Annotated in this window: 11 protein-coding genes; 4 read left to right on the top strand and 7 right to left on the bottom strand. The window is 41.4% G+C overall.

Going from position 1 to position 12,627, the window contains the following annotated elements; genetic code table 11:
- Window positions 1-7: 7 nt before the first annotated feature.
- Both LF817_RS15460 and LF817_RS15455 read right to left on the bottom strand, forming a co-directional pair.
- The gene (locus tag LF817_RS15460) at window positions 8-1,027 is read right to left on the bottom strand and encodes a FecCD family ABC transporter permease (RefSeq protein ID WP_253936707.1); all 1,020 of its coding nucleotides are present in this window, start codon (window positions 1,025-1,027) and stop codon (window positions 8-10) included.
- Window positions 1,027-2,010, bottom strand: coding sequence for a FecCD family ABC transporter permease (locus LF817_RS15455; RefSeq protein WP_253936743.1), 984 nt, complete (start codon window positions 2,008-2,010; stop codon window positions 1,027-1,029). The genes LF817_RS15460 and LF817_RS15455 overlap by 1 nt, the downstream gene beginning before the upstream one ends.
- Window positions 2,011-2,224: 214 nt before the next feature.
- Here LF817_RS15455 and LF817_RS15450 point away from each other — a divergent pair, with 214 nt between their 5' ends.
- The gene (locus tag LF817_RS15450) at window positions 2,225-2,986 is read left to right on the top strand and encodes a hypothetical protein (RefSeq protein ID WP_253936706.1); all 762 of its coding nucleotides are present in this window, start codon (window positions 2,225-2,227) and stop codon (window positions 2,984-2,986) included.
- A gap of 28 nt (window positions 2,987-3,014) precedes the next feature.
- On the opposite strand, the gene LF817_RS15445 is transcribed toward LF817_RS15450, so the two are convergent.
- Window positions 3,015-3,830 (bottom strand): ABC transporter substrate-binding protein, encoded by an 816-nt coding sequence (locus LF817_RS15445; RefSeq protein ID WP_371925072.1) that lies wholly within the window; start codon window positions 3,828-3,830, stop codon window positions 3,015-3,017.
- Window positions 3,831-4,001: a hypothetical protein gene (locus tag LF817_RS15440; protein WP_253936705.1), complete on the bottom strand. Its 171-nt coding sequence runs from the start codon at window positions 3,999-4,001 to the stop codon at window positions 3,831-3,833. It lies immediately after the preceding gene.
- 273 nt (window positions 4,002-4,274) lie between these two features.
- Here LF817_RS15440 and LF817_RS15435 point away from each other — a divergent pair, with 273 nt between their 5' ends.
- Both LF817_RS15435 and LF817_RS15430 read left to right on the top strand, forming a co-directional pair.
- Entirely contained in the window at window positions 4,275-4,958 is a 684-nt protein-coding gene (locus LF817_RS15435) for a class I SAM-dependent methyltransferase (RefSeq protein ID WP_253936704.1), read from the top strand.
- 11 nt (window positions 4,959-4,969) lie between these two features.
- Entirely contained in the window at window positions 4,970-5,929 is a 960-nt protein-coding gene (locus LF817_RS15430; protein WP_253936703.1) for an ABC transporter substrate-binding protein, read from the top strand.
- Window positions 5,930-6,419: 490 nt separating this feature from the next.
- Here LF817_RS15430 and LF817_RS15425 read toward each other — a convergent pair whose 3' ends face one another.
- From LF817_RS15425 to LF817_RS15415, 3 genes are all read right to left on the bottom strand, one after another.
- Window positions 6,420-7,373 (bottom strand): calcium/sodium antiporter, encoded by a 954-nt coding sequence (locus tag LF817_RS15425; RefSeq protein ID WP_253936702.1) that lies wholly within the window; start codon window positions 7,371-7,373, stop codon window positions 6,420-6,422.
- Window positions 7,374-7,825: 452 nt separating this feature from the next.
- On the bottom strand, window positions 7,826-8,953 hold the full coding sequence (locus LF817_RS15420; RefSeq protein WP_253936701.1) for a toxic anion resistance protein: 1,128 nt from the start codon (window positions 8,951-8,953) through the stop codon (window positions 7,826-7,828).
- A 67-nt stretch (window positions 8,954-9,020) separates the two neighbouring features.
- The gene (locus LF817_RS15415) at window positions 9,021-9,875 is read right to left on the bottom strand and encodes a hypothetical protein (protein WP_253936700.1); all 855 of its coding nucleotides are present in this window, start codon (window positions 9,873-9,875) and stop codon (window positions 9,021-9,023) included.
- 378 nt (window positions 9,876-10,253) lie between these two features.
- Here LF817_RS15415 and LF817_RS15410 point away from each other — a divergent pair, with 378 nt between their 5' ends.
- Window positions 10,254-12,170 (top strand): heavy metal translocating P-type ATPase, encoded by a 1,917-nt coding sequence (locus LF817_RS15410; protein WP_253936741.1) that lies wholly within the window; start codon window positions 10,254-10,256, stop codon window positions 12,168-12,170.
- Window positions 12,171-12,627: the final 457 nt, after the last annotated feature.

The following is a 12,627-nucleotide window of genomic DNA, read 5'->3' as shown; positions in this document are numbered from 1 at the left end:
TCCTCCTTTAGTTCGTTTTCATCAGCAGGTAAATAAAGTAGGGAGCACCAAGTGCTGAAACGACAATACCTACAGGAATCTCGGAAGGAGCTAATAAGTTGCGCCCAATCATGTCAGCTACTAGCAGAAGTAACGCGCCTATGAGAGCTGAAGCCGGAATTAACATCTCATGTTTTGGTCCTATGAGTCGTCTCGCAAGATGAGGAGCGACCAAGCCTAAGAAGGCAATACTTCCTGCAACCGCCACGCTGGCTCCAGCTAACCCGACGGCTGCGAATAATAATATCCGTCTCTCCCATTCCACTTTCGTACCAAGTCCAGTTGCCATACGATCCCCCAGACTTAAGACATTCAAAAATCTCGCTTTGTATATAGCAAATGGAATTAACAGCACAATCCATGGTAAGGTCGCAAGGACATACTTCCAATTCGTTCCCCAGATACTGCCCGAAAGCCAGATGGTAGCTTGCATGAAATCATCCGGGTTCATTTTTAGCTGGAAGATGATAAGCACCGCGCCGAACGCAGCGTTCACGCCAATCCCAACAAGAATTAACCGGACTGGAGTAACTCCATTTTTCCAAGCTAATACATAAATAAGAAATGCGGCCATTGAAGCACCTATCAGGGCCATGAATGGCATAATAAAAATGGATAAGCTTCCAAAAGTCGAGCTGAAATCTTGCGAAAAATAGATATAGAGAACTACGGCAAGACCTGCACCTGCATTGATTCCAAGTATACCTGGGTCTGCTAGACCGTTTTGAGAAACACCTTGTAATATAGCTCCTGAAACAGCTAGTCCCGCTCCGACTAACACAGCTATAATGAGCCTTGGAAGCCTGAAGTCAAATAAAACAAGTTCTTGGCGTTCTGTACCTAACCCAAGCACAGTCCTGACCACATCCAGCGGGCCCATCGGCAGCACTCCCGTGTGCAGACTCACTAATAAACTGATGATAATTAGTACAGCCAATAAACCCATCGTCAAGTAGGATCGTCTGTTTCTTTTATGAATCCAATCCATTAGAATCCTCTCCCTTCACGTCGTGCTAAATAGAGGAAGAATGGAACACCAACCATTGCCGTGATTGCACCAATAGGGGTTTCGTAAGGCGGGTTCACCATACGTGCACCAATATCAGCTAGAACAAGCAGTAAACTGCCTAATATGGCTGAACATGGGAGAATCCATTTGTAATCAAGTCCCACTAGAAAACGTGTAATATGAGGAATCACTAATCCGACAAAGCCAACATTTCCTGCCACGGATACCGCTGCACCTGTCATGAGAAGAACGACGACTGTGCCCAACACTTTTACCATGGTCGTCCGCTGGCCCAGTCCTTTCGCAACTCGTTCTCCAAGGCTCAATACAGTGACCGACCGAGCGATGAATAGGGCAATAAAACCTCCAATGATGACAACCGGCAGGATAAATTGAACTTGAAGCCACTGGGAACCTGCTACTCCTCCTGCGTACCAAAAACTCATGTCCTGAGCGACTTCAAAATGAATAGCAATACCAGAAGAAAATGAACTTAATAATGCTCCGACAGCTGTTCCGGCAAGCGCAAGTTTTACAGGGGAGAGGCCGCCTTTTGAGAACGAGCCGATAAGAAACACAACTCCCGCTGCGAGGCCTGCTCCGATAAACGAAAAAATCATTAGGCCAATGTGCGACGTGCCCGGGAAGAAAGCAAACGCTACCGCAATCATTAAAGCCGATCCATCGGTTACGCCCATAATGGAAGGGGAGGCAAGCGGATTCCGTGTCATCCCCTGCATGATAGCTCCGGAAACTGCCAGAAATGCACCAACGATTGCTGCTACTATCGCTCTTGGCATCCGCAATTCCTGGATAATCTGGTGAGAGGTGAGATTCTGATTGTAATGGAAGACACCATCCCAGACGGTTGTTAAGTTAATATCTGCTGCGCCCAGCGTTACGGAAAAACCGATACTTAATATCATCAGGGCGGTCCCGACGGTTAGAATAACCATAGCCATAAGAGGGCGGCTTTTATATTCTCTTTGATTGGATTGTTTTCTAGGATTTCTAGGAACTTTGGATATTCCTTCCTTTGGTACTGCCATGTTTTTCTCCACCTTTATTTCTTGTCACCGTTAGTGGAAACTGTAATTGTATTTTCCACAACTAGCATTTATAATTGATAATGATTCTCATAATCACTATAACATAGACTGAGCCAGGAGGTTACCTATGATTACAGAAGACAGAAAACAACTTTATGATGATTTAGCTCAACATGCATTCATTCATATTGAGTCGGATTTTGACGATAAAATAGATTTTAGAATTAGTGACATCATCGAGAACGACCAACATGCCAAGGATTTTATCGCAATGCAAAAACCTCATCGAGGAACAGAAAATTCAACGATTGTTGGAACGCTGCTCGGTAAACGATACTCCGTATTAGCTATGGGCATATTTTCGCTTCTTATAAGAAGAGGTATCATCATCGATACAGCACCTCATCTAATCGGAATTAAGCTTGAAGAGGGAGAACCGAATCGTTATTTTATCGAAGAAAAAGCCGTGAAAGAAGTATCTGATTCAGGCGTGGATCAAATCAACGAACTTATTCGCACTTTCTTAAAGAGTCACTTAGAACCTTTCTTTAGTGCCGTTGCTAAGGCTGCCCGCTGTAAAGCTGACCACCTTCACTCGCTTGTTGCTCATAACCTGTTTCAGCGTCGTTTATTAATGAAGCGAAAGCAGCTTGGCGATGACCAAACGATTGACGATTATTTCCACCTTTTCACCACAAATGAGTTATTTGATAAGGAAGAAAGCAACCCATTAGCTTTTACATTCGAACGGCATCAGCCTGAGGAAGGCGACCCATTCTATATTCGTAAGCACTGCTGCCTTTCTTACTTATTACACGACCGGGAGCTAGACCATTGCTGCGGAACGTGTTCGCATCTTTTCAAGACGCAAGCAAAAATAGAAGGCTAAACTCAACAAAGAAGTTTAGCTTTTTTTATTACTGGTTTACATACTCCTTGGCTTCTTCCACCATTTGTGTACGGCCAATGGCTCCCCATGCCTTATAAATCCAGAAGTCCGTCTTCAATACGTTCTCATTTTCAACCGCGTCTAAGTCTTTCCACAAATTACTGTCCTGAATAGAGGAGTAGTTTTCTGGTCCCCCAGAGGAATCTACTTGCAGGAAGATATGATCGGCTCCCATTTCTGGAATAACTTCCATTGATAGGTCCCCGCGTTCTTCTGGGTCGGTTAGTGCAGAAGGTTCAAAACCGAGGTCGTTATATAACATAGACACCATGGGGTGGGTAGTTTCCGGGTAAATTTGAATGATTTTTTCACGAATACGAAGGAATGCTAGTTTATTATTTTCCATATCTGAGATGGTTTCATTGGCTGATGCCACTTTTTCTTCCAACTCAGAAATCTTTTCTTCGGCCACATCTTCTTTGTCAAAGATTTTTGCAATTTTCATGAGGTCTTGCTGCCAAAAGTCCGGGTCATTTCGCTCTTCATCAGAAGATGCGCCTAAAACTATAGTTGGAGCAATCTTCTCTAAGTCATCATAAACCTCAGAAGCTGTGTAATCATCTACTAAAATAACATCAGGGTTAATCTCCAGAATTTTTTCCAAATTGACTTCAGATGATGAACCAACAATTTCGGCTCCTTCCAGCTGGTCTTCCAGGTAAGGTATGTAGTCACCACCATATTGATCCTGTGCGGTAACCCCAGCTGGTTTAACACCAATAGTTAACAGATGATCAAAATAACTCGGGCGAAGCGCTACGACTTTCTCCGCATTTTCAGGTATTTAGGTTTCACCTTTCAAGTGTGAAATGGTCTTTGATTCCGTTTCAGTCTCTTGTTCTCCATCATTTGTTTCTTCACCTTGTGAGTCCGTTGACTCTTGTGTATCCGAACAGCCGACCAGTAACAGCACACCAGCGAGTAAAGCAAAAATAATATAAGTATGTATTTTCATTTTAGTTATCTCCTCACCTAAGTTTAATCAGTGATAATGATAACCATTTTCAATTAACAAATCAACCCTTGTTTTAAGCATTATTTTTTCACTAGAAAATTTTATTAGAAAGAGGAGGAATCATTACTTAGGCCTACATAGAAAGGTGCTAAAGGAACTAACATGACTTTCATCGATTAAATTTAAGGAACTTCCAAGATTGTACATTGACTTCATTTTCTTAAGACCATACACTGATAATGATTATCATTATCTTTTATTGGAGGAAATAGAATGGAAGCAAACATTAAAGGGATTCTAGCTAAACGATGGGAAGTCGGCGCAGAGCACTATGCAAAGGGCATTAAAAATAAAGGAATCAATCAATATGATGAATGGTTGGAATTGATTCAAGACCTTGTACCTAATGAGCCCAAGTTACATGTGTTGGATGTCGGTACAGGTCCCGGAATCATGGCGCTATTATTCTCCAAGCTAGGGCATAAGACAACGGGACTAGACCTTTCAGAATCTATGCTTAATATTGCAAGAGAAAATGCGCAAACGTCGAACATCGATTGTGAGTTTATTCAAGGAGATGCGGAAGACCTTTCATTCGAGGACGAAAGCTTTGATCTAGTGGTCAACCGTTTAAATCTATGGACGTTACCAAATCCAGGTAGAGGGGTATACCACTGGGCGCGAGTGTTAAAGCCACAAGGCAAACTATATATTATTGCTAATGACTATGAGACACCAATACCCGAGGACCCAGCAGCAAGAGAAAATGATGAAATTTTCACTAAGGAATACTATGAAAGCTTTGCTAGTTTACCTTTCCGACATGCGACAGCTGCTCAGATTAAGGCGTTGCTGGAAGCGGCTGGGTTAGTAAACGTGGATGTAACCCCTATACACAATATAGAAAACAAAAAGCGGGACGTACCGTTCTGTATCATTACAGGAGAAAAGAATTAGGAGGAACAGTAATGTTAACTTACAAGAAAAGCATAAGTATTATAGTAGGATGTTTTGTACTTATATTCCTGGCTGCTTGCAGTAGTGATGAAGGAGACCAGGCAGAAGAGAATAGCGAGCCAGAAGAGTCAGAGAAGGTAGAGACGTTTGAACACACCGCAGGTGAAACTGAGATTGAAGGAGTACCAGAAGATGTTGTTGTACTCGCGGAGCCTCTGCTTGACCATACCTTAGCATTAGGTGTGACACCCGTTGGGTCTGCAGCACAAGAAGAAGGGTTCGTTCCTTACTTAGAAGATGAAGCGGAAAACGTTACGGTTATAGGTGGCACGAATGATCCAAACCTTGAATCTATAGTAGAACTCTCACCTGACTTAATCTTAGGTTTTGGTGGACAGCATGATGAGGTGTACGATCAATTGGAAGCTATCGCTCCAACAGTATTAGTGGATCCAAACCAAACCGCCCAGGAAAATTTGAAGTATATCTCATCGATTCTGGATAAAGAAGAAGAGGCGGACGAATTTTTAGCGGAATATGATGAAAAAGCTGAGCAAGTTCAAGCTTCTTTAGAAGAGTCAGTAGGAGATGAAACGGTTGCTTTTATTCGTATTAGAGAGAAAGAGGTTAGAGTTTACGGTGGCACTAGAAATGCCGGTTCCATCCTATATGATGATTTAGGACTCACTCCGTCAGATATTGTTCCTCTTGATAAATGGGCTGAAGCTGTATCTATTGAGGCATTGCCCGAAGACGATCCAGATCATATCTTCTTATTAGTAGATGAAAACGCAGAAGATAAATACGAAGAAATCCAACAGTACAGTATTTTTGAAGAACTTGAGGCTGTTCAAAAAGATCAAGTTTACTCCGTCGGCTTTTCTCCATGGGTTAGTGGGTATGCGCCGCTAGGAAATATGGAGGCTATAAATATAGTTGATGAACATTTAAATGAAGGAGCTGGCAATTAAAAATAACTCATTTCAAGGGGTTAATTTCATTAGAACCAAAGTCAGTTTTATATATTTATAGGTGAGAGGAGCAATTTCGCTCACTTTTTAACTAGAGAATGCTATTAATAAGGTTTCTTTAGAATTCTTATCGTTCCTATAGTTTACTAACTAACAAGAGAAATCATCGGTGGCGGATAAGGATAAACATTGATGTATCTAGATTTTTGGGTCTATACTTTTGTGGTTCATTTTGAAAACTCCTATTGTAGAAGAAGTGTTTATTGGGAAACAAGTTTTTTACCATAGGAGTTTATGGCATTTCGTAAATCTATTTGTAAGTTAACATCAAAACTTTACAATTAGTGTAACTCCAGTGGTGCTGCCCCTTCCTGCTATAGGACTAACACAGTGGGGGCAGGCACTTTCAGTATAGGCGCTACAGTTTTATTTATAAGGTATTCGTTGTTGCTTTAATTTCTATGTTTCTGTTTAAAAACAAAATAAAATCTCAGTTTCTCAAAATAATGTAAATAAGATAAATTATATACATAGTTATAAGGATGAAACCCTCTCTTTTTCCAATTTTATAATGGGTCCTCGAAAATAAGAGCAATAACAAGCTCAATGCAATCATAATCATCACATCGGTAAATATCTTTCCATTCACAGGTAAAGGCGTAATGACCGCTGAAGCCCCAAGAACAAATAAGATATTGAAAATATTGCTGCCTACAACATTCCCTAGTGCAATTCCACTTTCTTTCTTCAATGCAGCGGATATAGAGGTTACTAGTTCAGGAAGCGATGTACCAATCGCAATGATGGTTAACCCTACTAATGTATTACTCATTCCGAGGTCATAGGCAATCGCTGTACCGTTGTCTACCACCATGTCGCCGCCAAAAATAATAGCGGCTAAACCTGCAAACGTTAAACCCGTGTTTTTGCCCCACTTAATGTTTGAAGGAATTGGTTCATGTGTGGATTCTTTTCGGCTTTTCAAGCCCACTTCAATCACATAGTACATAAAAATAGATAAAAACAATAAAAAGATGATGCCATCCCCGCGTGTTAGCAAGTTTTCGCTTAACCCCTGTAATTGTGTATCACTGATAAGTACGAGTAAAGCTCCACTAGCCAGCAGTATGAATGGGATTTCTTTTTTGGTGGTTTCACTCTCTACCATTAATGGATAGAGGAAGGCTGCAATACCTACCACTAAAGTGATATTAAAAATATTACTCCCAACTACATTTCCCAATGAAACTTCAGCATTTCCTTGTAAAGCTGCAATGATGCTGACGGTTGCCTCAGGTGAGCTTGTGCCAAAAGCTACAATCGTTAACCCTATCAAAATAGGCGGGACACGGAGCAGCCTGGCAATGTTGGAAGATCCATCAACGAATAAATCGGCCCCTTTAATTAATAAACCGAAGCCGACAATTAATAATATGTAAGCCATAGTTACTCTTCAAACTCCTTTTATTTTGGCTATGTTAAAGGTGATTGTTGATATTGATAAGTGAGTTATTCAACAATATGGAATCATAGTGGAAGACTCGATTCCAAGACATTTAATGAGTGGGTCAGGACGGCGGGGAATGGCTCGCTTTCCGCGGGAGCTCACCGTACGCCCATGGAAAGCGGGTGATTTCCCGGCCCTTCAACCACTATTTTTGGGACGGAAACGGCCTGAATGTCTCGAAACAGAGTTTTCCACTAAAAGGAGCTTATATGAATATCAACATGGAACTTTAACAAAACCTTTATTTATAATCTTTTACCCATACCCTCTTTTGTCACTTAAAAAGCATAGGGGTACAACTTTTTCGTGCTAGTTAGTATGTATTTTTGCGGCAGTGGAAGGTACCGGCCCACGGTTTTTTCCAAAATCGTCATTTATAAAAGAGCGCTTCAATCACGAAGCGCTCTTTGTGTATGACTACCCGTCTGGGATAATTTCTTCCGGACATTTTCGTTTAAAGCATCCATATCTTCAATGAACTGTTCACTCGAAGCGATGATCCGCTCGGACGACTGCTCTGTCGTTTTCAGAGCTTCGAATACGTTATCGAAAGACTCCTGAAGAGCTTCCATACTGATGGCCGGGTTCTCCATCATCTGTGTCGTCTCTTCCGCGTTCTCCTTCAGGTTCCTGGAGTTCGAGACTAGCATCTGCTCGGTCGCTTTATTGACGCCGTTCACCGTATCGATCACTTTCCGCTGATTATTCAAAGCCAGCTGAATCGAAGCGGAAACGGTAATAATATTTTTCGTCAGTGTAACTGCATTACGAATCGATTCCTTTAGTTTTTCATTATTTTTTTTAATAATATCCACAGAAGAAATACTCTGATGCAGCACGCTCTTCATCTGGGTCATGTTTCTCGTACGTGTAATGATTTTCTCTTTTCCTTCTGTGAGCAGTGCCAGGTCGTATTCACCCTCAGCTTCTTTTTCTTTCAAAAGCTCAAACAGCTTCTTCCCAAGATAGATTTGCTTGTCCAGGTCATAAATACGCTTCTGGGCGTTTTCTTTGATAATCTGCAATTCAACACTGTCTTCCTCGAGGCGGTCTTTTCCCGCCAGCAGACTGCGGACCACCGTATCAATCTTTGAGTCGACGGTTTCATACTTCTTCATGTAGCGGTCGATGGGCTGCTGTTTGCTCAGTTTATAAAAGAATTTCTGAAAGCCGTTGCCTTCGGTGCGCTTCGGATCAAGGTCCGACACGATAACTTCGAGTTCACTTAACGTTTCAGGAATGTCGTTATTGCCTTTGGTCATGAGCTCGTTTACCGGGCGCTTCAACGTTTCCATCGTCTCCCCGGCGACGCGCTGTTCTTTTTCTCCGAGGTCGCCGAGCTCTCTCATCACTTCTGAAAGGGAGTCGTCCCTGGAAGATTTGAACCTTTCCGCGTAGGCTTCGGCCTCTTCATTCAGGCGGTCGAGGTCTTCTTTTTCAATAAGAGTCATCGCTTCTCTTAAGTCCTGATGGTTCATTTCAGCTTCTTTGTCTCTAGGAAAAGAATTTTCACTCATGTTCATATCTCCTATCTGCCATGAATTGTTTCGAGTAAAATAAACGTCCGTTAGCTTGAACATCTTTTTACTTCTGCGAGAAGAAGTTCTTTTCTTCTTTATTATACTTGGAAGTAATGATCCCCTTGCTTCTGGCAAAATTCTGCGCATAACTTTCTTCTTCTTTACGCTCAAGTGTTTCAATGAACTTACGCAAATCGTGCATCGTATCCATCAGTTCATCTTTCCGATTTTCCTTATTGACATCCGACAATCGCTGAAACGATTTGATGAAGTCAGGAACGTCTTTGTCCATCATCGTTTCAAGGGCGTATTGTTCTTCTATTTCAAGATCTTCCATTCGTTTGAATTGTTTCACTGTTCGTTTCTTTAGGGACGTCCATTCCTTTTGAAGATCAGGGTGGTTCTCGAGAAACGGGAAGTCCCAGCCTTCGAGAATCGCTTCTCCTGGATGTTCCAAAGTTGAGTCCTCTCCGAATGGTTCCCTTTTCTCCACGTAGGAATTCAAATACGTAAACAAAGCATTCGAAAAATCACGCAATGTGTCTTCGAGCCCTTTTCGTCTCGTGAATTCTTCTTTCAATAACGTAGTGACCAGTGTGTTTTCTTCTTCTCTCGTTTCAAAACGGCCAAGCAGCATTTGCGGCGGCTTACCGTACACTTCGATCATACCCTTGAATGTGTTGGTAGTTGGAATAACTACGGTGAAAAAGACACCGTTCCAATAGACATCCAATATATATCTCATGTTCATCTCTACCAGCTCTTTTACTTGCAGGTCGAAATAAACAGGGAGTTTCCCTTTGATGACCTGCTTCATCTCTCTCATCGTATGAAAATCGATGTAGTGCTGGTATTCGGAGGTATGCGGCATGAATGCTCTTTCCAAATTCTCAAGCGTAGAAGAGTAGAAGTTTTCCATACTTCATCACCCCCTTTTGATTCCTTCGTTTTCCGCGACAAATGGTTTCTATAATACTTCAAGAATACCACAAAACGGAGTTTGATATGAAGAAATGACTATGTACTCTCTGCCTGAAAAGGAGGGTGGTTTCACTTTTGCTTATTTCTTTACTAAACCTCGATAAAATGGACTTATATGAGGGTTCCATACTCTTGACTAAGCACATCTATATGGTAATATAATAATATATATTAAATTATAATTATTTTAGTTTAAGGCCAAGTGCTGTCATACAAAAGTGTGGCAGCAAATTGAATTTTATGGGGTAAATGAAGTTGATTACCATTCTCATTTAAAATGAAGGGGTTGAGAAAATTGACTGCAGACGTGAGAAATATCCCTCGAAAAACTGCACAAAAACCTTTTAGAAATAATTTCTTAATCAGCGGATTCAAGATAAAGGAACATATGGAGTTAATAGCTGCTATTCTCAGCGGAATAATGATATTAACTGCTTGGCTATGGGGAAATCAATTGCCATATTCCATATTTGTTACTTTGCATATTCTGGCATTTGTAATAGGCGGGTTTGCTAAGGCTAAGGAAGGCATCCAAAAGACGATGGCCGAACGGGAATTGAACGTAGAAATGCTGATGATTTTCGCTGCCATTGGCTCTGCTTTAATTGGATACTGGACAGAAGGTGCTATTTTAATCTTCATTTTTGCATTAAGTGGAGCATTAGAAACATACACGATGAACAAGAGTCAGCGGGAAATTTCCTCACTGATGGATTTACAACCTCAAGAAGCTTTGCGTATGAAGAACGGGGAAGAAGAGTTAGTCTCTATAAATCAATTGCATATCGGTGATCAAATATTTATTAAAGCAGGGGAAAGAGTTCCATCTGATGGCACAATTATCAAAGGAAAAACGACGATCGATGAAAGTGCTATAACCGGGGAATCCTTCCCTGTCTCTAAAGAAATGCAAGAAGAAGTGTTTGCCGGGACCGTCAATATTAATGGAAGCATAACGGTAGAGATCACCAAACCAGCCAATGAAACACTTTTTCAAAAAATCATTACACTCGTACAATCGGCACAAAGTGAAAAGTCTCCTTCCCAACTGTTTATTGAACGTTTTGAAGGAACTTATGTAAAAGCCGTGCTGGTTGTTGTGACAATTATGATGTTCTTCCCACATTTTGTTTTTGGTTGGAGCTGGACGGATACTATTTATCGAGCAATGATCCTATTGGTAGTAGCTTCCCCTTGTGCTTTAGTAGCCTCTATCATGCCTGCCACCCTATCGGCTATTTCGACAGGGGCTCGTAATGGCGTTCTATTCAAAGGAGGCGTTCATTTAGAAAAACTTTCTCATTTGCAGGCAATCGCATTTGATAAGACAGGTACATTGACCAATGGGAAGCCTGAAGTTACAGACCTAATAACTCGTTCAGACAAAGAAGTGGCTGAAATACTATCCATCCTTTCATCCATAGAACGTGAGTCTAATCACCCTATAGCTCAAGCAATAGTCAATTATACAAACACGCTGCCTGACGTTGAACGTCTAGAGGTCCAACATATGCAAGATATTCCCGGGAGTGGTGTAACAGCTGAAATTGCTGGAGTGACCTGGAAAATTGGAAAGCCGGGATTTTTAGGGAAAGAAGCTGCGGAATCTTTTCAAAATGGCGTGTTAAAAAAGTTAGCCGAACAAGGTAAAACAGTTGTATTTATTGGGGATGAATACGGTATAGCGGGGGTAGTAGCGCTTAAAGATACCGTTCGTGAAGAAACAAAAGATGCTATCCAAGTTTTGCGAAAACATGGAGTCTATACCGTTATGCTGACGGGGGACAACGAAACTACCGCTGAAGCAATCGCAAAAGAAGCAGGAATGGATAATTATGTGGCCGAGTGTTTGCCGGAAGAAAAAGTGCAAGAAGTTAGACTTTTACGTAAAGCTTATGAGAATGTAGGGATGGTCGGGGATGGGATCAACGATGCCCCTGCATTAGCTACCGCCAACGTAGGAATAGCTATGGGAGCAGGTACAGACGTGGCATTGGAAACTGCAGATGTTGTTTTAATGAAGAATGATCTTCCTAAAATTGCGGAAGCCATTCAATTATCTGAACGGATGAACAAAGTCATAAAACAGAACGTCGTTTTTTCCCTCCTTGTCATCATGCTGTTGATTATCTCCAACTTTCTTCAGGTGCTTGACCTGCCACTTGGAGTCATTGGGCATGAAGGCAGTACGATCTTAGTCATATTGAACGGGCTGCGTTTGCTTAAAACATAGAAGCCATGTATAAACCGGGTTAACTCAAATGGTTGGTCGAATACTTCGCCAGCCATTTGCTCGTAAGCCTAAAAACATTATTAAGCGTCCTTTATAAAGAAAATAGATTTCCCTTTATCATTTATGGATCCTAACCTTTCAAGTAATAATAGATTTACAAAGTTAATCCAGAGAAATTCCCCCTTCCTTTTGCTCGCTAGGAAATGAAAGGGCTCTGTAAGCCTCTCAGTGTTTCATTGGAGGCTTTTTTGTATTCTCAAGAAACAGTCTCGGGTTACATACAAAAATCAAACGTGGAATTCTTTGCATTAACGGTTTTCTCGTAACTTGTATAAACCTAAAGTCATACAATATTATAATCTTTGCGTCATAATGACTTTGGTGGAGTGCAGCCTGCTCTTCTTATTTTATAGGAGCAGGCTCGGCAAGCAAAGAACTCGTAGATTTCTTGGAAAGG

Source organism: Halobacillus sp. A1, assembly GCF_024189295.1.
Classification (GTDB): Bacteria; Bacillota; Bacilli; order Bacillales; family Halobacillaceae; genus Halobacillus_A.
This window is presented reverse-complemented; position numbering and strand designations above follow the sequence as displayed.